Origin of the sequence: Pseudoalteromonas sp. CO325X (assembly GCF_004208955.1) — a bacterium.
In the GTDB taxonomy this organism is placed as follows: Bacteria; Pseudomonadota; Gammaproteobacteria; order Enterobacterales; family Alteromonadaceae; genus Pseudoalteromonas; species Pseudoalteromonas ruthenica.
Genome location: NZ_SGPG01000032.1, coordinates 321,906 through 342,750, shown reverse-complemented (window position 1 = coordinate 342,750; position 20,845 = coordinate 321,906). Strand labels below are relative to the sequence as shown.

16 protein-coding genes are annotated in these 20,845 nt (G+C 47.5%); 11 read left to right on the top strand and 5 right to left on the bottom strand.

Annotation, left to right across the window (positions count from 1 at the left end):
- Window position 1: 1 nt before the first annotated feature.
- From EXT46_RS17075 to EXT46_RS17065, 3 genes are read right to left on the bottom strand one after another with little or no spacing between them, the layout of a single operon-like run.
- Complete coding sequence (locus EXT46_RS17075; protein WP_130148745.1) at window positions 2-943, bottom strand: alpha/beta fold hydrolase; 942 nt, start codon at window positions 941-943, stop codon at window positions 2-4.
- 6 nt (window positions 944-949) lie between these two features.
- Window positions 950-2,317 (bottom strand): ATP-binding protein, encoded by a 1,368-nt coding sequence (locus EXT46_RS17070; protein ID WP_022945350.1) that lies wholly within the window; start codon window positions 2,315-2,317, stop codon window positions 950-952.
- Window positions 2,318-3,001: a response regulator transcription factor gene (locus EXT46_RS17065; protein WP_045980572.1), complete on the bottom strand. Its 684-nt coding sequence runs from the start codon at window positions 2,999-3,001 to the stop codon at window positions 2,318-2,320. It abuts the gene before it with no gap.
- 165 nt (window positions 3,002-3,166) lie between these two features.
- Here EXT46_RS17065 and EXT46_RS17060 point away from each other — a divergent pair, with 165 nt between their 5' ends.
- The 6 genes from EXT46_RS17060 to EXT46_RS17035 all read left to right on the top strand — a co-directional run bounded on the left by EXT46_RS17060 (window position 3,167) and on the right by EXT46_RS17035 (window position 10,212).
- Window positions 3,167-3,598, top strand: coding sequence for a Spy/CpxP family protein refolding chaperone (locus EXT46_RS17060; protein WP_130148743.1), 432 nt, complete (start codon window positions 3,167-3,169; stop codon window positions 3,596-3,598).
- A 293-nt stretch (window positions 3,599-3,891) separates the two neighbouring features.
- Window positions 3,892-4,407: a hypothetical protein gene (locus EXT46_RS17055; protein WP_130148741.1), complete on the top strand. Its 516-nt coding sequence runs from the start codon at window positions 3,892-3,894 to the stop codon at window positions 4,405-4,407.
- A 1,078-nt stretch (window positions 4,408-5,485) separates the two neighbouring features.
- Window positions 5,486-6,502 (top strand): Fe(3+) ABC transporter substrate-binding protein, encoded by a 1,017-nt coding sequence (locus tag EXT46_RS17050; RefSeq protein WP_130148739.1) that lies wholly within the window; start codon window positions 5,486-5,488, stop codon window positions 6,500-6,502.
- 13 nt (window positions 6,503-6,515) lie between these two features.
- On the top strand, window positions 6,516-8,150 hold the full coding sequence (locus EXT46_RS17045; RefSeq protein WP_130148737.1) for an iron ABC transporter permease: 1,635 nt from the start codon (window positions 6,516-6,518) through the stop codon (window positions 8,148-8,150).
- Window positions 8,147-9,181 (top strand): ABC transporter ATP-binding protein, encoded by a 1,035-nt coding sequence (locus tag EXT46_RS17040; RefSeq protein ID WP_130148735.1) that lies wholly within the window; start codon window positions 8,147-8,149, stop codon window positions 9,179-9,181. Before EXT46_RS17045 ends, EXT46_RS17040 begins: the two co-directional genes overlap by 4 nt.
- Window positions 9,182-9,273: 92 nt before the next feature.
- On the top strand, window positions 9,274-10,212 hold the full coding sequence (locus EXT46_RS17035; RefSeq protein WP_130148733.1) for a Dyp-type peroxidase: 939 nt from the start codon (window positions 9,274-9,276) through the stop codon (window positions 10,210-10,212).
- On the opposite strand, the gene argR is transcribed toward EXT46_RS17035, so the two are convergent.
- Window positions 10,172-10,639 carry a transcriptional regulator ArgR gene (argR, locus tag EXT46_RS17030; protein ID WP_022945358.1) on the bottom strand — a complete coding sequence of 156 codons (468 nt, stop codon included), beginning with the start codon at window positions 10,637-10,639 and terminating at the stop codon, window positions 10,172-10,174. The two genes, EXT46_RS17035 and argR, sit on opposite strands and share 41 nt — an antisense overlap.
- Window positions 10,640-10,868: 229 nt before the next feature.
- Here argR and mdh point away from each other — a divergent pair, with 229 nt between their 5' ends.
- The 5 genes from mdh to lpdA all read left to right on the top strand — a co-directional run bounded on the left by mdh (window position 10,869) and on the right by lpdA (window position 19,095).
- The gene (gene mdh, locus EXT46_RS17025) at window positions 10,869-11,804 is read left to right on the top strand and encodes a malate dehydrogenase (RefSeq protein ID WP_130148731.1); all 936 of its coding nucleotides are present in this window, start codon (window positions 10,869-10,871) and stop codon (window positions 11,802-11,804) included.
- A 283-nt stretch (window positions 11,805-12,087) separates the two neighbouring features.
- Entirely contained in the window at window positions 12,088-12,837 is a 750-nt protein-coding gene (gene pdhR, locus EXT46_RS17020; protein ID WP_022945361.1) for a pyruvate dehydrogenase complex transcriptional repressor PdhR, read from the top strand.
- Between the two features lie 89 nt (window positions 12,838-12,926).
- Window positions 12,927-15,593 (top strand): pyruvate dehydrogenase (acetyl-transferring), homodimeric type, encoded by a 2,667-nt coding sequence (aceE, locus tag EXT46_RS17015; RefSeq protein ID WP_130148729.1) that lies wholly within the window; start codon window positions 12,927-12,929, stop codon window positions 15,591-15,593.
- 11 nt (window positions 15,594-15,604) lie between these two features.
- Complete coding sequence (gene aceF / locus EXT46_RS17010) at window positions 15,605-17,512, top strand: pyruvate dehydrogenase complex dihydrolipoyllysine-residue acetyltransferase (RefSeq protein ID WP_130148727.1); 1,908 nt, start codon at window positions 15,605-15,607, stop codon at window positions 17,510-17,512.
- A gap of 155 nt (window positions 17,513-17,667) precedes the next feature.
- Window positions 17,668-19,095 carry a dihydrolipoyl dehydrogenase gene (lpdA, locus tag EXT46_RS17005; RefSeq protein WP_130148725.1) on the top strand — a complete coding sequence of 476 codons (1,428 nt, stop codon included), beginning with the start codon at window positions 17,668-17,670 and terminating at the stop codon, window positions 19,093-19,095.
- Between the two features lie 787 nt (window positions 19,096-19,882).
- Here lpdA and EXT46_RS17000 read toward each other — a convergent pair.
- Window positions 19,883-20,845, bottom strand: coding sequence for a DUF2608 domain-containing protein (locus EXT46_RS17000; protein ID WP_130148723.1), 963 nt, complete (start codon window positions 20,843-20,845; stop codon window positions 19,883-19,885).

Below are 20,845 nucleotides of genomic sequence, written 5' to 3'. Positions count from 1 at the left end.
ACTACAAGCCCTGACAGAAGGTGAGTAAGTCGCGAATGAGTGGCTTACGCACCGTATCATGCTCACACAAAAGCTCATGCTTAGCCCCTTGGTAGGTTTTTAATACAGCTTGGCGTTGACCATGAATAAAGTCGTTATAAGGACTTGGGTCAACCACGGTATCGCATTGTGCTGCAGCGACAAATAACGGCACAGGACATTGGCAGGTCCGTAGCTTCTTGATAGCGGCAAAAGCGGCGTTAAGCCAGGCGTAAGTCACCCCCCCTAATTGCATATCGCTGTGCTGCTGATATAACTGGCGAAAACGCGTATAACGGGCTTCACTGTGAGTCAGTTCATTTTCTGCAAAGGGGATATTACGATAAGGGCCGTGTCCAGGGACATAACGCCCGCCTTGACCGACTAAGGTCATTAGCCATGCCCATAAGCGTGCTTGCCAAGCTTTGATATTACCGGTGTCCAGTTGCAGCATCGGAGCGCTTAAAAAAGCGCCGCTGAACGAATGGCGGTGGTGACAAAGATAATCTAAGGCGATAGCTCCTCCCATGGAGTGGCCAAGAAGTATTTTTTTCCCTTGCCAGTGATGTTCAACCACCTCGTTTACGAATTGCGCAAGGTCTTGGCTGTAATCATCAAAGTGCCCTACATACCCTTTGTGGCTATCTTCAAGATGGCGATAAGAGCGCCCTTGACCTTGATGGTCAACAATAAACACGGCAATGTTATTACGCGCAAATTCCCACAGCAGCTCTTGGTATTTCTGTGCCGCTTCAATGCGCCCTGAGCTGATCACTAACGCAAAGTCAGCTTGGTAGGGTAAATGGTAGGCGTAAAATAACTTACCTTGGCGTGTGTCCACAAAGCCCTTATGCATATCTTGCTGCCAAAATTGCGCGATGGCGTCATCATTTTTATGCAGTAGTGCTTCGCTGGAGTAGAACATTCAGTATCAGGTCGTAGGGAGTTTTATGGTCGCTACTAAACCACCTTGAGGGTTATTTTGCAATACAAGTTCCCCATTGTGGGCCGCTATAGCCTTGTTGGCAATCGCTAAGCCTAAACCGGTGCCGCCACTATCGCGGCTGCGCGCAGAGCCAACGCGGTAAAAGGGCTCCTTAAGATGAGCAAGCTCATGCTCAGCAACGCCAGGACCATCGTCGCTAATAGACAGTAGCATTATCGTGTCTATCCACTGCAAGCTCACTTCAATATGCTGATTGGCATATTTGATTGCGTTACGCAGTAAGTTATCGCAGGCACTGGCTACCACTTGGGGGTCAATGTTGAGGAAATGGCTATCACTGAGCTCAGCAAGAGAGAGCTGCTTATGCTCAGAGTCGGCCTCGAACTTGGCGTCGGCAAACACTGGAGCCAGTAACTCACGCACACTGATGCGCTGGCGCACAATACTTTGTTGACGATTTTCTAGCCGTGAGAGCATCAAAATACGGGCAATAAGAGTATCAAGCTGCTTGGCTTCTTTTTCTATGCGCTGCAGTTGTAATAAGGTTGCGCTATCGGCACTGTCTTGGGCTAATGCACAGGCGAGCGAGAGTCGCGTTAATGGCGAACGTAGCTCATGAGAAATATCACCCAACAACGAACGTTGACTATTCACAAGGGTTTCTAGACGCGCCGCCATGGCATTGAACTCGTCGGTGAGAACGCCAAGCTCATCATGGCGCACGTTACTCGGCGCACGACTTTGTAAATTACCTGCGGCGATGTCTTTCGCGGCGCTTCGTAGCGCATTGACCGGTGTGATCAAGGTACGGGTAAACAGCAAACTCAACAATAAAGAGGCACCCAAAGCCACAACTACTTTAAGCCAAGTAGGCATGAGTTTGAGCCGCAATAACCAAGGTAGCTTGCGACCGGGGCGCAGCTCATAGAGCTGATATTGCCCGTCCGGTAGGGTGATCAGCAAAGGGCCTAATGCTTGAAAGTGCTCGTGGAAAATCATTTGTGGTGCCATGCTCTGGCGAAAATTAAGCTCATTGAGGCCAATGTCGTGGGGTGGGGTGAAGTTCTGTAGCGCTTTATCTTGGTCAACAGAATACAGATAAAGCTGTTTTCTTTTGGCAAAGCGGCCATGGTTGATGAGCTGCTCAGCGCTGATATCGTGTTTATTAGCACTGCGCTCAATGGCATGCCCTAAGCGCTTTAAGTAGTGCGCATCGCCACCGCGTAAAGGTTCATAAGATAGTTCACTGAAGCTCATCGAGCTTAGCCCGGCAAGCAACGCGAAGGTCGCGGCTAGGGTGAGCCAAAACCACAAGAATATTTTCACATAAAGTTTGCTAAACAGTGGCCGCATTTACGCATCTCCCACCAAGACGTAACCGGCACCGCGTAGCGTGCGAATACGCTCGGCCTCAATGTGTTCGGCTATTTTCTTGCGCAAGTTACTGACATGCATGTCAATAGAGCGGTCGTATGGCGCTAAGCGGCGGCCCAATACTTGTTCACTTATTTGCTCTTTACTGATCACGGTGCCCGGTTGTTGTAGTAATAAGTGCAAAATAGCAAACTCAGTGCCGGTGAGTGCTAAAGGCTGAGTGTTGGCGCTGACGCTGCGGCTATGCATACACATATCCAGACCGGCAAACTGTAAGTCCTGGCGAGGCTTAGTGGCATTGATATGCTCGATGCGTCGCGTAATAGCCTTGACGCGGGCGAGCAGCTCTCGGTGGTTGAAAGGCTTGGGGATATAGTCATCGGCACCGAGCTCTAGGCCAAAAATACGATCAAAATCATCGCCTTTAGCGGTCAGCATGATGACTGGCATCAGCGATTGAGCTCTGAGCCTTTTTAAGACCTCGAAGCCATCTAACTCTGGCAGCATGACATCCAGTAATAACAGATCAAAATTGCCAGTTTCGGCAAGCTCCAAGCCTGTTTTTCCATCATGCGCACAGGTCACTTGGAAATGCTGGCTCTGTAGGTATTCGCTGAGCATTTGCGCCAGTTCAGTATCATCGTCGGTTAGTAAAATATGCATGTCATTCCCAATACGTATACAGCGACAACGCTATACTACCTTATCCCTTGCCAGCAGTGTGAATCCTTTACATAACCTTTACACCGCCCTGACAGTGCTTTGCGTTGACAGCGCTATGCTAGACACTGTGAATTGTTTTCAATCAGGACAAACAAGGAGTCCACAATGAAACTAGGTAAGAGTATCAGCGCAACGTTGCTTTCTTTAGCCTTGGCATCCAGCGCCGTGTTTGCTGGTCAAGGCGGTCACCACAACCATGGTGAGCATGGTATGTTTAACAAACGTATGGCCAATTATTTACAGCTTAGCGAGCAGCAACAGAGCCAAATCGACGCTATTTTAGATGCGCAAAAGCAACTGCAGCCGCAGCGAGGCCAGCGTGGTGACATGAAACAGCAGCTAAATGCCTTAACGCATACCAATGCGAGCTTCGATGAGCAGGCTGCGCGAGCGTTAATCCAAGAGCAGCAAGCTAAACAGCTTGAACGTAAGGTTGCACGGTTACACACCCAGCATCAAATATGGAACTTACTCACCGAGCAGCAGCAACAAAAGTTGCAGGAACTCAAGGAAAAGCGTCAGTCGCGCGGCCATTAAAATTTTATGTCAGTGCACGTAAACGACCCATTGGGTCGTTTTTTGTGCGGACATTTTCAGTGACTTGCGCTTAAGTGCTAGTAAGCGATAGCAAATTTTGCTATCAATAATAACGTTGAGCTATGACTCGATAGCTTACTAAAGTATAAATGCTTAAAGTTGATCAGGTATCTCGTGGTTTTCTCTCTCCCCTGGGCCACGGAAATAACCTTTATCGATGCTGTATTAGGGTAGGGCCCAAGTTTACGGAGCGAACACAATACAGAGGCTTCGCGTATTAAAGGACTAAGTTGTTGGAAAAACAGAAGTGGTACAAAAATCCAGAAATGCTCATTGCGCTGACCGCGCTTTTTATTGGCTTAATTACGGCTTTTATCTCTATTTATTCTGCGTACATAGATCGCGCCTACGCGAAAGCTTCTGTGTGGCCAAAAGTAGAGGTTTTCAGAAGCAAAGGAAAGGATCGCTTTAGTTATGGCGTGGCGAATAGAGGCACGGGCCCGGCCATTATTAAGTATGTAAAAGTCAGTATCGGTAAGCGGTATTTGCAGCGGTGGTCGGATTTACCTGAGTTCGACTCCATTTACCAATCCCATATCAGTTCAACCACGCTTCCTGCAGGCGAAATGATAAAGCCCTTGGTATACAAAGGGGAGGCTGTAGAAAATATCTTAAAGATAGATAAACGCCTCGAAATTGAGCTGTGTTACTGCTCAATTTATGACGACTGTTGGGTGGTGAGTCGCTCGCTTCAAGCCCGTCCTGTAGAGCAGTGTGAGGTAAACTCTAAGCAGGCTTTTTTACAATAACGATTGGTGTGTGAAAGTAGTGGAATACGGTGCTTCAGTGCTCGGGAGAGTTACAGTTGTCTATCTGAGTATTGCGGTGTGTTTCGTGGTAGCTGAGTATCATCACTAGGCGTGTGTGATAGGCAAAAAAATACGCGGCCGTTGAGGGCCGCGCTGACGGAATAATTTCCAGCTTCCTGCCGGGATTGGAGCAAGTCCAATGTTCCTTTACTCACCGTAGTGAGCGCTACAAATCGCTTTGTAGGTTCATCCTTGTCCACTTCCTGTATAAACCTGTGATACACATCCAAGTCAGTCGCATGTGGTTCGCATTATGACTGCTATGATTGTTTAGCTCATCCTGTACTTCCTGTGATATGTACATCCTGCACATAATCCTCAGTGGAGCTATCACTGACAAATCCTTCGCTGTCCTTATTCACATTTCCTTTGTGAGCTGCGTTCACTCGCCTGTCCTATACTCAACCTTGAGTATCACGTCCGGTGTGCTCGGCATCCTGCCTATTTTTCCTTTGCTGTCCTTAAAGTAGCAACTCCTTTGCGTTATGCATCCTGCATCTGTCCATATTGGCATCTTGCCGTTTTCCCTTGACTATCCTTAGAATAACAATTCCCTTGTGTTATGCGTCCTGCACCTGTCCTTCTATGGCATCTTGCCAAATCCTACCGTCCTGTCTGCGTGTCCGTTGCGTTACGCGTCCTGCGCCTGTCCTTGAACTTCCGGTCCGTCCTTTGAGGTTGGCTTTCCTTAACTTTATCGCCCATATGCCCTTACAAGCGATGGAGACAGTATAAGGATGAATTAGGTACAGGTCAGGTAGTGGTAACGAAAACTGATTTAGTAAAATAAACGAAACAATTAAAAATTTATTATTTATCAGTGTTTTGTGTATTTTTGCGTGCTGTTCTTTATCGCAAATGACGCAATAACCTGATGCTATGTGAGATATATCTCACAGTAATTCGGGCAAAGATGGAAGTTGTTCAGCTGGTGTTTATGTTGTGATGATGGTGCTGTACTTTTGCGGTGCAAAAGATATGATGCGCTTGAGAATTATTTTTATCTATTGGAGGCTTTATGAAAAAAGCATTGGCTTTGGGCTTGGCATCGTTACTTACTACGTTAACAGCCGCTCCCACCTTGGCGCAAGACAGCGTCAATATTTACTCGTTTCGTCAGCCTTTTCTTATTGAGCCCATACTAGAGAAGTTCACAGCACAAACGGGAATAGAGACCAACGTGGTGTTTGCGAAAAAAGGGCTTATTGAGCGTTTAAAGCGTGAAGGCAAGCATACTCGCGCTGATTTAGTACTTACCTCTAATTTTAGTGCCTTAATGCAACTAGACGACATGGATCTAACGCAAAGCATTAATAGCGACGCGGTGGCCGACAATATTCCTGCTAGCTTTCGCGACCCCAATGGGCAATGGGTGGCATTAACCAAACGGGTGCGGAATGTCTACTCGTCAAAAGAACGTGTGGGCCAGTTAAGCAGGGTGCGCTATGAAGACCTGGGGAGCGAGCAATTTGCAGGTAAGGTGTGCATGCGCTCAGGCAAGCACCCTTATAACTTGGCGTTGGTCGCATCTATGATTGCCCATCATGGTGAAGCGCAAACCAAGCAGTGGTTAACCGCGTTAAAGCAGAACCTTGCCCGTAAACCGCAGGGCAATGATCGAGCGCAGGTTAAGGCCGTAAAAGAAGGGCTGTGCGATGTGGCCATCGGTAATAGCTATTACTTTGGAAAAATGATGCAAGACGAGCAACAACGTACTTGGGCTGATGCCGTTTATATTAACTTTCCTAACCAACAAGACCGAGGAGCACACGTTAATGTCTCCGGCGTTGCCTTAACAAAGTATGCTAAAAACAAGGATAACGCCTTGAAACTGATCGAGTTTATGACCGACAATACAGCGCAAAATATGTATGCCTCTGTGAATATGGAATACCCAGTGAAAAAGGGTGTGCCATTGTCTGAGTTAGTTGCCTCTTGGGGTGACTTTAAAGAGGACTCTCTGCCTTTATCGGAAATCAGTAAACATCGTCAAACGGCGTTGAAGCTGCTCGATGAGGTAAAATTCGACCTTTAATTACTGGGTATTGATGCGCTTTAAATTCTCGCTGTCATCGTGGCAGCTTATTGCGTGGACGACAGGCTTAGGCCTGTCGTTACCGTTAGCTTTCCTTATTTTTGAGTCCTTGCAAAGTGATCCCAACGTGTTTAACCACCTCTGGGATACGGTGCTGTGGGATTATACCCGTAATACCTTAGTGTTGATCCTCGGTGTAGCGCTACTGAGTTGCTTGATTGCGTTGCCTTTAGGGTGGCTGGTCGCCTGCTGCGACTTTCCGGGGCGAAAACACTTTGAATGGGCTTTGATGCTGCCCTTAGCCATGCCTACCTATCTTATTGCCTATGTTTATACCGACTTACTGGATTATGCTGGTCCGGTGCAAATCCAGTTACGGCAGTGGTTTGGCTGGCAATCGCCGGATGATTACTGGTTTTTTGATATTCGTACGCTCGGTGGCGCAATTGTGATGATTGCGTTAGTGCTGTACCCCTACTTATTCTTAATTTTTAAAACCGCGCTGAAGGAGCAGTCTCATAAGCTGGTTCAAGCCGCACATATTATGGGACACGGCCCAGTTGCAGGCTTTTTTAAAGTCAGTCTTCCTTTAGCTCGAGGGGCGATTGTCGCCGCTATAACCTTAATTAGCATGGAGGCGATGGCGGATTTTGCCACCGTCAATTACTTTGCTGTAAGCACCCTAACGACAGCGGTGTACGATACTTGGTTCGGGTATTATTCATTAACCGCCGCTGCGAAAATCTCAGGGATCATGCTGCTCATTTTGTTTTTGGCTATTGTTATTGAGCGTTATTCGCGCCGCAACCGCGCCGTATTTGAGCGCCAAACCCAGCTAAGCGGTGAGCCTCTTTATACTCTCAAAGGAGCTAAAGCGTTGGCAGCCACAGGCTTTGCCTTAGTTATTTTGGCGCTTGCTTTCGCTATTCCGACGGCGGTGCTTGTTAGCTACGCGTTTAATTATTTTGACCAAGCGTGGAATGATGAATTTTTCCTCTATGCTTGGCAAAGCCTAAAAATTGCCACTATGGTCAGCATCCTCGCCATTACCCTGAGTATTCTTGTGGTGTACTACCAGCGCTTGAGTACAGCACGATATGCACTGTGGCCTGGGCGCTTAGCCAGCACTGGATACGCCTTACCTGGCACCGTTTTAGCCATTGCGGTGCTTTTACCTCTGACTAGTTTAGAAATCGGCATTAATGATTGGCTCGCGCAGTATGACTATCAACCGGGCTTATTCTTAAGCGGTACTATATTTGCTATCGTATTTGGTTACTTGGTGCGATTTTACGCCATTGCCCATGGTGCCATAGAATCAAGCTTTAGCCGCATTAGCCCGAGCTTGGATATGGCCAGCCACTCCATGGGCCGCAATGAGCGACAAACCTTACTTGGCGTGCATATACCCATTCTTAAACGCGGTATCTTAACCGCTGCCTTATTAGTGTTTATCGAGTGCATGAAAGAGTTGCCAGCAGCATTACTGTTGCGGCCATTTAACTTTGAAACATTGGCGACCCATGTGTTTCAGTATGTTAGCGATGAGCAATTAGAGCTGGCTTCAGTGTCGGCATTATTTATTGTATTAGTGGGGCTACTGCCCTTGTATTTTATTAACCGCTCAATGGAGCATTCTCGGTCATGACAGCGCAACTAGAATTAGACAACATTAGTTTCGAATACGCTGAGCGGGCGGTGGTCAACAATTTAAGCCTGACTTTAGCAGGCGATGAGATTTTGTGTTTGCTAGGCGCCAGCGGTTGCGGCAAAACAACCACACTAAAAGCCATTGCTGGGCTTATACGCCCGCACCGAGGGGTGATCCGCTTAGGGAAAGAGGTACTGTGTAGTGACCAGCATTGCGTGAGCCCACAGCACCGCAACATGGGCATGATGTTTCAGGATTACGCGCTGTTTCCACACTTAACCGTGGCGCAAAACATAGCCTTTGGTTTAAAGGGCATGAGCAAAGCTAACAAACAGCAGCGGGTAGCCGAAATGCTCGCACTGGTGCATCTAGATGAGTGTGGAGGGCGTTATCCACACCAGCTTTCAGGCGGCCAACAGCAACGTGTTGCCATAGCGAGAGCGCTGGCATACAAACCTAGTCTATTGCTACTTGATGAGCCGTTTTCGAATATTGATCATCAGGTGCGTTTTCAACTAATCGCTGACATTCGCCGCATTATTAAAGACCAGCGCGTCTCTGCTATTTTTGTTACCCACTCTAAAGAAGAAGCATTTGCCTTTGCCGACACATTAGCGGTCATGCACAACGGACAAATTGCGCAGCAAGGTACGGCGAAACAATTATTCCAGCACCCTAACTCTAAAGTTGTGGCAGAGTTCTTAGGCACTGGTGTGTATATTGATGCCACTATCGTTGATGCCGAGCATGTGCAAACGCCCTTTGGTATTGTGCGCTCTTTACAGCCTTTGCCATCATCGGGGAAGGGGCAAGTGTATGTTCGTCCCCACGATATGCAGTTGATTGGTGATGAACACGGTGAAGTGACGTTACTATCACAGCGTTTTGTCGGCACAGAATACGTTTATCGCGTCAGCGTGTTTGCTCAAGAAGTTGAAATTCCTGCTAAGGCTGAACAAGAGTTTTTGCCGAGTCAGAAGCTATCGCTTACAATTACCCCACACTCTGTGAATTTCTTCGCTGATTAAGCGCGAATTCATAGCCTTTATGTAGCCGCGCGGGCGGCTTGGCGCCGGTAATAGGCGTTGCTAACAATAACAACGAAAGGAATGGTAACTTAATGCCCAGAGCGCAATCCGGTGTGTGCGCGCAGGCCAATTTGCACGGCTTGCACTTGTTTCTCAATGTCCTTGATGGCCATGATCACGCAGTTAAAAGTAAGCTCGCACAGTTAGTGGACCTGCAAAGCGAATACGATGATCGCTTCTCTGAGGCCATGGTTTCCAGCTTTGTCGCCATAGGTGCGCAGTACTGGCCGCACTTTCACCCCGATGCCATGCCTGCAGAATTAGCGAGCTTTCCAAGTATCCCCAACCGTGACCATCACGTGCTAGCACAGCCGTTCGATTTGTTTATACAAATTCGCTCGGACCGCGAAGATGTCAATCATCTATTTGGCCAGCGAGTATTGAAGCTGCTAGGCAGTGATGTCGAGCTTGTCGAGGAGATCACCTGTTATCGCTTTTTAGACGGCCGTGATTTTAATGGCTTTCTTTACGCTCCGGATACGCCTCATGGACGACAAAAAAATCTCACGGCCCTCATTAATGAACCCGACAATGATTTTGTAAAAGGTAGTTATGTGCACGTCCAGCGCTTTACCCACAACCTAAATGCCTGGCAAGCGCTCAGCATCGAAGAACAAGAGTTGGTGATTGGCCGTACTCGTCTGGATGCCGAGCTGCTCATGCCGATTAATGCCAACAGTCACGCGGCGCGCTCAGAGTTGAAAGATGAAAAAGGCGAGCCGCTGTTACTGCACCAAGGCATGCCCTTTGGCACCATGACCAAGCAAGGCTTGTTGTCGGTGACCTGCGCCGCCAGTGGCGACGCGTTTACGCAAATGCTGAAAAGTCAGTTAGGGGATCATCATCATTATGATGCTTGGCTGGACTTTACCCAGGCCGACATGGGCTCAGCGTTTTTTGCCCCCTCGGTGGACTTTTTAAAGTCGTTAGCTACACGTTCTCAAACAGCTTACGCACCCGCTCCAGAGTAATATCAATTTCTGAGACTTTGGCGGGGGCAATAAAAATGGTGTCGTCTCCGGCAATGGTTCCCAGCACGCCATCGGCCTTACCGAGAGAATCGAGCAAGCGCGCGATTAATTGTGCTGCACCTGGGCTGGTGGTGATGATGATCATCATCTCATTGTGAACAATATCCAGTACTAATTGGCGCAGTGGTGACTTCGCAGTGGGAACGGCTAATTCTGCGGGTAAGCAATAGACCATTTCTTGTTTGGCGTTGCGTGTACGCACCGCACCAAACTTGCTGAGCATGCGCGAAACTTTGCTTTGGCTGATGTTATCGAAGCCTTGTTCTTTTAGGGCATCAACAATCTCTCCTTGTGAGCCGAAATTTTCTTCTTTTAGGAGGGCTTTAAAGGCTTTTACCAAGGCTTCTTGTTTTTCTTGCGCGTGCATAATAATGGTCTTTGTAGCTTAAAGTCTTATCATTCTACCCAAGAACCGGGGTTATTTCATCCAAGGCACGGAGGTTTACAGTGAAGTTTACGACTATGGTCGAGATTATCGTCAAAATAACGCGGATAAATTTGTCTTTATCGGCGCTTTTCATTATCTTTAAGGCCACCAAAAGGTCAGATGACCCAAATCTTGATAACCCAATCTCGTTATTTTACGGAGAATTAAAATGAAAGTTGCCGTTTTAGGTGCTGCCGGTGGTATCGGTCAAGCGCTCTCTTTGCTACTAAAAAATAGCCTTCCTGCTGGTTCTGAGCTTGCTCTATACGACGTAGCCCCTGTGGTTCCTGGTGTTGCTGTTGACCTATCACACATCCCAACTGCGGTTGATGTAAAGGGCTTCGGTAAAGAAGACTTAGACGCAGCACTAAACGGTTGTGACATTGTTTTAATCCCGGCGGGTATGCCGCGTAAGCCGGGCATGGACCGCGCTGATTTGTTTAATGTAAACGCCAGCATTGTCCAGACGCTAGCTGAGGGCATTGTTAAAAACTGCCCGAAAGCCATGGTCGGTGTTATCACTAACCCGGTCAACGGCACAGTGCCAATCGTTGCTGAAGTATTCAAAAAAGCAGGCACTTATGACCCTGCACGCGTATTTGGTGTAACAACACTTGACGTGATCCGTGCTGAAACTTTCATTGCTGAGCTAAAAGGCCTGAACGTGAACGACGTGAAAGTGCCAGTAATTGGTGGTCACTCAGGGACTACTATTCTACCTCTACTGTCTCAAGTAGAAGGTGCGAGCTTCTCTGATGAGGAAGTTGCGGCGCTAACTAAGCGTATCCAAAACGCCGGTACCGAAGTTGTTGAAGCAAAAGCGGGTGGCGGCAGTGCTACACTTTCTATGGGCGCAGCTGCAGCGCGCTTCTGCTTGTCACTAGTCAAAGGCATGCAAGGTGAAGAGGTTGTTGAATACGCCTATGTTGAAGGTAATGGTGAAGACGCACAGTTCTTCGCTCAGCCGGTACGTCTTGGTAAAAATGGTGTCGAAGAGTTGCTTTCTTACGGTGAACTAAGCGCCTTTGAACAACAAGCCAAAGAAGACATGCTGGGCACCTTGAATAAAGATATTCAAGAAGGCATCGACTTCATGAATAAGTAATAGCCACCATGGCGGTTACTTCATGATATTGGCTAATAGCGATATCATGCTAAAAGCCCCTATAGTTCTGCTATAGGGGCTTTTTTGTGCATCTATTTCCTTTCTTCTTACTGGTCTGACCATTTGTCGCTAAGCGTAAATTACTTTAATTTGCGCGCATATCCACCATAATTGGCTGAATAAAAATTGATGTGAACTGGGTCAATTTTGACAGCTTGCGGTGAATTTGATACCTTAACCGCACTTTTTGGTATGACCAATTTACCCAAAGCATAAATCAACGATGTCATTGAAAGTAAAAGCAGCGAAATTATCGGACGTGATCTTGGCCCAGCTTGAGAATATGATTCTTGAGGGATCGCTGGCGCCAGGGGAAAAGCTTCCGCCTGAGCGTGAGCTGGCTAAGCAGTTTGAAGTATCGCGCCCATCGCTGCGTGAGGCAATTCAAAAACTCGAAGCCAAGGGGTTGGTGACGCGCCGCCAAGGTGGTGGCACCTTTGTAAAGAACCAATTGGAAGAGGGCTTAAGTGATCCACTGTTTGAGTTGATCAGTAAGCACCCAGAGTCGCAGTTTGATTTACTGGAGTTTCGCCATGCCCTCGAAGGTATCGCCGCCTATTATGCGGCATTGCGCGGGACTCAAAATGACTTTGTAAAGGTAAAGCATAGCTTTGAAAAAATAGCGCAAGTAAGTGATGACCTCAGTGCCAAGGCGAAAGCTATTAACGCTTTTCACTTTTGTATCGCTGAAGCGTCTCATAACGTGGTGTTACTGCACTTAGTGCGTGGCATGCAAGCTTTACTTGAGCAAAACGTACTGCAAAACTTGCAGGTATTGATGAAGAAAACCGCCGTGTCGCAGCAATTAGCGCAGCACCGCAAAGTGTTGATGGACGCCGTCATTGAAGGCCGCCCTGAAGAGGCACGCCTGGCCAGTAATGCGCACTTAGCCTTTATCGAAGAAGCCTTACTGGAAGCAACGAAAGAGCATTCGCGTATTGAGCGCTCTTTGCGACGTACCAGAGCACAATAAATTCGCTGTAAGCCTCAGTTGAGCATCGCGCTTAAGCTGGGGCTTTTTGGCATTTTAAATTCGTATTTTAAACATAAGGAAAACTCCATATGTCTGAAGTCAATAACGTTGACGTAGACGCACTCGAAACCCAGGAATGGCTACAAGCCCTTGAGTCGGTTGTGCGTGAAGAGGGCGTTGAGCGAGCTCAATACATCCTTGAACAAGTGCTAGAGCAAGCACGTCTTGATGGCGTAGATATGCCAACTGGCACTACCACAAACTACGTCAATACCATCCCCGCTGACCAAGAGCCAGCGTACCCAGGTGATGTGAACGTTGAGCGTCGTATCCGCTCTATCATTCGCTGGAATGCGATTATGATTGTTCTGCGTGCCTCGAAAAAGGATCTTGACTTGGGTGGACACATGGCGTCTTTCCAATCATCAGCGGCATTTTATGAAGTTTGCTTCAACCACTTCTTCCGCGCGCCAAATGAGCAAGACGGTGGTGATTTGGTGTATTACCAAGGTCACATTTCACCGGGTATTTATGCACGTGCCTTCGTCGAAGGGCGCCTGAGCGCAGAGCAGCTTGATAACTTCCGCCAAGAAGTAGATGGAAAAGGGTTACCTTCATACCCACACCCTAAGTTGATGCCTGAGTTTTGGCAGTTCCCAACCGTGTCTATGGGTCTAGGTCCTATCGCTTCAATCTATCAAGCTCGCTTCCTCAAGTATCTTGAAGGTCGTGGCCTGAAAGACACCAGCAACCAACGCGTTTATGCCTTCCTAGGTGATGGTGAAATGGATGAGCCAGAATCACGGGGCGCAATTTCCTTTGCTGCTCGTGAAGGCTTGGACAACTTATGCTACCTAATTAACTGTAACCTGCAGCGTCTTGATGGCCCAGTTATGGGTAATGGCAAGATTATCCAAGAGCTTGAAGGCCTGTTCAAAGGGGCTGGTTGGAACGTCATCAAAGTCGTGTGGGGCAGTGGCTGGGATAAATTACTGGCTAAAGACACCACAGGTAAATTGCTACAGCTGATGAACGAAACGGTTGACGGCGATTACCAAACCTATAAGTCTAAAGACGGTGCCTATGTGCGCGAGCACTTCTTCGGTCGTTACCCAGAAACGGCGGCACTTGTTGCCGATATGACCGACGACGAAATCTTTGCCTTAAAGCGCGGTGGTCACGAGCCATCGAAGCTATTCGCAGCCTTTAAAGCGGCACAAGATACTAAGGGCCGTCCTACGGTGATCTTAGCGAAAACCGTTAAAGGTTATGGCATGGGCGATGCCGCCGAAGGTAAAAACATTGCTCACCAAGTGAAGAAAATGGACATGACCCACGTGGCTCACTTACGTAAGCGCCTAGGGTTAGAAGATCTTGTTTCCGAAGATGAGCTTAAAGACTTACCGTACCTGACCTTAGAAGAAGGCTCAAAAGAGTACGAGTATATGCACGCCCGTCGTAAAGAGCTGCATGGTTACACGCCAACGCGTTTGCCTAATTTCAGCGAACAGTTGCAGTTGCCGCAGATGGATGCGTTCAAGCAATTACTTGAAGAGCAAAAGCGTGATATTTCCACCACCATGGCATTTGTGCGTACTCTTAATGTATTGCTAAAAGACAAAGGCATTGGCAAAAACATTGTGCCAATTATTGCCGACGAAGCACGTACCTTCGGTATGGAAGGCTTGTTCCGTCAAATTGGTATTTATAATCCACGGGGCCAAAATTACAGCCCGGAAGATCGTGATATCGTTGCTTACTATAAAGAAGACCAAAAAGGTCAGGTGTTGCAAGAAGGTATTAACGAGCTCGGTGCGATGTCCTCATGGGTTGCTGCGGCGACCTCATACAGCACTAACGATCTACCGATGATCCCGTTCTATATCTACTACTCGATGTTTGGTTTCCAACGTGTAGGTGATATGGCGTGGATGGCCGGTGACCAACAAGCGCGTGGCTTCTTACTCGGTGCCACCGCAGGGCGAACAACGCTTAATGGTGAAGGGTTGCAGCACGAAGATGGCCACAGCCATATTCTTGCGAACACCGTGCCGAACTGTATTTCTTATGACCCAACCTTCGGCTATGAAGTGGCGGTTATCGTGCAAGATGGTATTCGCCGTATGTATGGTGAAGACCAAGAAAATATCTACTACTACCTGACGTTGATGAACGAAAACTATCATCAGCCAGCCATGCCGGAAGGTGCGGAAGAAGGGATCCGTAAGGGTATTTATAAGCTTGAAAGCTACGAAGGTAACAAGGGCAAAGTGCAGCTATTAAGCTCGGGTACGATCATGAACGAAGTGCGCAAAGCAGCGCAAATTCTAAGTGATGACTACGGCGTTAGCTCTGATATATTCTCGGTAACCTCGTTTAATGAGATCACCCGTGATGGTCAAGAGGCCGACCGTTATAACATGCTGCACCCAGAGGCAGAGGCGAAAGTGCCGTATCTGCAAACTGTATTAGGTGAAGAGCCTGCGATTGCAGCTACCGACTACATGAAGAACTACGCCGAACAAATTCGTGCTTTCATCCCGGCTGAGTCATATCGCGTACTGGGTACCGATGGCTATGGCCGCTCCGACAGCCGCGAGAATCTGCGCCGTCACTTCGAGGTGAATGCAGGTTACGTGGTGGTTGCTGCACTAACAGAATTAGCGAAACGTGGCGATGTAGAAAAATCTGTGATTGCAGAAGCAATCAAGAAGTTCGACATTGATGCCGACAAGATTAACCCGCTGCACGCTTAAGGGGTTTGCAAATGAGCATTGAAATTAACGTACCTGATATTGGTGGCGATGAAGTTGAAGTCACCGAAGTGCTTGTCTCGGTAGGCGACAAGGTTGAAGTTGAGCAATCTTTGATTACCGTAGAAGGTGATAAAGCCTCTATGGAAGTACCTGCCAGCGAAGCGGGCGTAGTAAAAGAGATCAAAGTGAAAGAGGGCGATACCGTCTCTACTGGCACTTTGATTATGATTTTCGAAGGCGAGCAAGGCAATGCCGGTGCCGAGCCAAGCGAGGCGGCAGACAGCAGTGATGACAACAGCGGTGCTAGCAATCAAGCCGGCGCCGAGGTGGAAATTACTGTGCCTGATATTGGTGATGACGAAGTTGAAGTCACCGAAATTATGGTCAGTGTCGGTGATAGCGTTGAAGAAGAACAATCAATTCTTAACGTTGAAGGCGATAAAGCTTCTATGGAAGTGCCTGCGCCACAAGCTGGTAAAGTTAAAGAAATCAAAATCAATGTCGGCGACACCGTAAAAACAGGGTCGCTGGTATTTATCTTTGAAACCGCAGGCGGTGGCAGTGCCGAGAGCCCAAGCTCAAGCGATAGCGACAAGCAAGAAGCGAAAGCAGACAAAGACAGCGGCAGTGTTGAAGTTAAAGAAGTGACGGTGCCGGATATTGGCGGCGACGAAGTGGAAGTGACCGAAGTGGTGGTCAGTGCCGGCGACACCGTTGATGAAGAGCAGTCGATTCTTAACGTTGAAGGCGATAAAGCTTCTATGGAAGTGCCTGCTCCTTTTGCCGGCAAAGTAAAAGAAGTGAAAGTTGCCGTGGGCGATACCGTGAAAACAGGTAGCTTAATCTTTACCTTTGAGGTGCAAGGCAGTGCCCCTGCACAGCAACAGGCTCCGGCTAAGCAGCAATCAACAACAGCAAGCGACGCGCAACCGCAAGAGCACAAGGCCAGTGGCCCAGCGCCGGCGAAGCGTGAAGACTTCGTTGAAAATGCTGATTATGCCCATGCTTCTCCGGTAGTGCGCCGTTTGGCCCGTGAGTTTGGTATTAACCTGGCGAAAGTCAAAGGTACAGGCCGTAAAAACCGGGTGTTAAAAGAAGACGTGCAAAACTATGTTAAAGACTTAGTGAAGCAAGTTGAATCCGGTAGCGCAGGTAAAGGCGGTAGCGGTGCAGGTGTCGACTTGATCCCATGGCCAAAAGTCGACTTCAGCAAGTTTGGTGAAGTCGAAGAGAAGAAGCTGTCGCGTATTCAAAAGCTGTCTGGTGCTAACTTACACCGTAACTGGGTACATATTCCTCATGTAACCCAATACGATGAAGCCGATATCACCAGCTTAGAGGCATTCCGTAAAGAGCAAAACGCGCTGGCTGAGAAGAAAAAGCTGGGCGTTAAGATCACCCCATTGGTGTTTGTGATGAAAGCGGCGGCCAAAGCGTTGGAAGAGTTCCCAACCTTTAACTCGTCACTTTCAGAAGACGGCGAGAGCTTGATTCTGAAAAAGTATGTACACATCGGCATTGCGGTTGATACCCCTAATGGTCTCGTTGTTCCTGTGGTTCGTGATGTCAACAAAAAAGGCATTATGGAGTTATCACGCGAGCTTATGGATATCTCCAAAAAGGCCCGCGATGGTAAGCTAACCTCGGCCGATATGCAGGGCGGTTGCTTCACCATCTCTAGCCTCGGTGGCATCGGCGGCACTGCGTTTACGCCTATCGTCAATGCGCCTGAGGTGGCTATTTTGGGTGTCTCTAAGTCAGACTTCAAACCGAAGTGGAATGGTAAAGAGTTTGAGCCGCGCTTAATGGTGCCGCTAAGCTGCTCTTACGACCACCGTGTTATTGACGGTGCGCTGGCAGCACGCTTTACTGTGACTCTGGCTAATTACCTAAGCGATATTCGCCACTTGGTAATGTAAGCCATACAGATAATGAACTTTAATCCCAGTAATCGGTTTTTACTGGGATTTTTTTAAATTGCAATGATACAATCTTTGCACAATTTTTGTGAGCGATGGCATGCTGACAGCAAACCGTGTCATTGCTTCCCGTTCGGACAAAATAAGGTAATAGCATGAGCAACGAAATCAAAACACAAGTCGTTGTACTAGGCGGTGGTCCTGGTGGTTACTCTGCGGCATTCCGTGCTGCGGATTTAGGTTTGGAAGTGACCCTCGTTGAGTCACGCGCGACCCTAGGTGGTGTGTGCTTGAATGTCGGTTGTATCCCTTCAAAAGCACTTCTACACGTTGCTAAAGTGATTGATGACGCGAGCGAAATGGCGTCACATGGTGTTTCTTTTGGCAAGCCTGAAATTGACCTAGACAAGATCCGCGATTGGAAGGATTCTGTTATTGGTCAGCTGACTGGTGGCCTAGACGGCATGGCAAAAATGCGTAAAGTGAAAGTCGTGAGCGGCTACGGTAAATTCACTGGCAGCAACACCATTGACGTAGAAAGCGATGACGGCAAAACCACCATCACTTTTGATAATGCTATTATCGCGGCTGGTTCACAGCCGGTGAACCTACCTTTCATCCCTGAAGACGAGCGTGTTATTGACTCGACTGGCGCGCTTGAGCTTAAAGACGTACCAGAAAAACTGCTGGTACTAGGTGGTGGTATTATCGGTCTAGAAATGGGCACTGTATACCGCGCTCTAGGCTCACAAATCGACGTTGTTGAATTTGCTGATCAGCTAGTTCCGGCTGCGGACAAAGACGTTATCAAGATTTACCAGAAGTACGTTAAAGACAAGTTCAACGTCATGCTATCGACTAAGGTAACGGGTGTTGAAGCGAAAGACGACGGTCTATACGTGACTTTTGAAGGCAAAAATGCGCCGGCGGAGCCTGTGCGTTACGACAAAGTATTAGTTGCTGTTGGTCGTACACCAAATGGTAAGTTGGTTGATGCCGACAAAGCCGGTGTTAACGTTGATGAGCGCGGCTTTATCAACACTGATAAGCAAATGAAGACCAATGTTGAGCATATTTATGCCATTGGTGACATCGTTGGCCAGCCTATGCTTGCTCACAAAGCCGTTCATGAAGGCCATGTTGCCGCTGAAGTAATCTCTGGCAAGAAGCACTACTTTGATCCTAAGTGCATTCCTTCAATTGCCTACACAGACCCTGAAATTGCATGGGTCGGTGTTACTGAGAAAGAAGCAAAAGAGCAAGGGCTGAATATTGAAACAGCGGTATTCCCATGGGCTGCTTCAGGTCGTGCGATTGCTTCATCACGCACCGAAGGTCAAACTAAACTCATTTTCGATAAAGACACAGATCGTCTTATCGGTGGCGCAATGATCGGTATCAACGCTGGCGAAATGCTGGGTGAGATTGGTCTAGGTGTGGAAATGGGCGCCGATGCCGAAGACATCGCTTTAACCATCCACGCACACCCAACGCTCAATGAGTCAATCGGTCTCGCGGCTGAAATTTTCGAAGGGTCAATCACTGACCTACCAAACAAAAAGGCTGCAAAAAAGAAGAAGTAAGCTTCTTTAACTGAATTTAAAAACCCGGCACTAAGCCGGGTTTTTTATGTTTGATATTTATACTTAATTGTTTAACAGTGACAGGAACATAAAAATTGAATTCAGCAATGTAATTGGGGTGCGATAGGAAGATAAAGTAACTTAAAAGTAATCACTTTTTATTCTTTCTTTTTATTTTCTTCGGGAAAAATGTTTCATTGAATAGTGTCGGTGCTAGCAGTATAAATAGAGAAGAGCCAAAATAAAGCAGTACGATAAATATGAAGGTCAAAGGAGAAGATGTGAAGAAGTAGGTCTCTCCAGGCGGCCCATACTTCCTAAGGCTACTGATATGGCCAGTAAAAAGCGCAACTATAGGTACTGTGAGCCCTGCTAAACCGCTAAGCCAGCAAAACAATGAAAATATTGCTTTATTTATAAATAGCCTTGTTTCGCTCAATTTAGCCTGCTTTATCTTCTTTCTATTTTTCAAACTTTTTTCTCATAACGCGAAAGATGATTCTGATTACTAGGTAGTAAAAACCATAATTTTCAAACATTTCTTATTTGCTAAAGAGTATTAGCACCGAGTGTGGTCATTGTTTTCAGCTAAGGCGATTCATTGTCTTATAAAAAAACTTAGCATCTGTTGTTATGTAAAGTGGATAGTTGCTTTGTTCGAAGTAGTTCATTACTCATTAGTATTGATGAAAAGCTAATTTAAGTGCTTTTGACTATGTTCGCAAACGCTTTCGTTTTGGCTAGTACTTCCTCCTAGCTTAAATAAGCTAGGAGGAATATTCTTTTTTCAGCGGCACTCGCGGGTGTAGCTTGGCTTTATCAGCTCCTTGGTCATGGTTTTTATTACCTTACACCAGCGTTCGGTGGCCTTTGCTTGGTGCTTTTTAGCCATTGGCCCTTGGGTCAGTGCCGCTTTATGCGCTGCCAGCGCCGTGTAGTGGTAGGCGGCAACGTTAAACTGCGCTTGAGTTGCAAATGCCTGGTTTATACTTTCGACATTCTCCAGTGTGTCATCAATAAAGACGATATTACGAATTTGCTTATCGGGAGATAGCGTGTCGTTGTACTGATTTACAAAGCACAGTAGATTTTTGCCTTTATCTTGGCCTGCCAAATATATCACGCCTTGGCGATAAGAAATGCGACGCTGGCTGTCACTATCACACGATGAGTAGGGGCTGGCTTTACTAGCAAGTCCTGCAAACTTGGGCGCATGGGTGGCAAAAAAGCTCAGTAAATCGCCGCCATCTGGTAGTGTTAAGTCGGTAAACTGGTCTTCTGTAGCAGAAATCGTTTGGTTACCGCGTGCCGTCTCAACCATTAGCCTCACCCCTTGACTGCTTAACCGTGCCAATATGGCAGGGACGTTATCTCGAGTGTAAACCATGGTGTTAAGCGCAAATAATAGGTCAGAGGCTTCAATAAGCTCCAGACTTGTGTCGGCGACACGCGGACCTGATTGCGCAGCGACTAACTCACTTTGCCACGCATACCAAGCGGCCCCACCGAGATACTGGCATTCACTCGGGGATTGGTCATCAGCGCAGGCGATCATCGTCAGCGTATCGTCGTTATCCATCACTACCAGAGTGTTTTTTGGCTCCCCCCACTGCATTACTTGCTGCTCTAGCGTAGCAAACGAATCGGTGGTTAAAATGCTTTTTGCTGACTCAGCATACACATAGGTGCTCAGAGCCATGGTGGCGATGCTTGTAAGTAAGGCATAGTAAGTCAAAGATAAAAAGCGCAT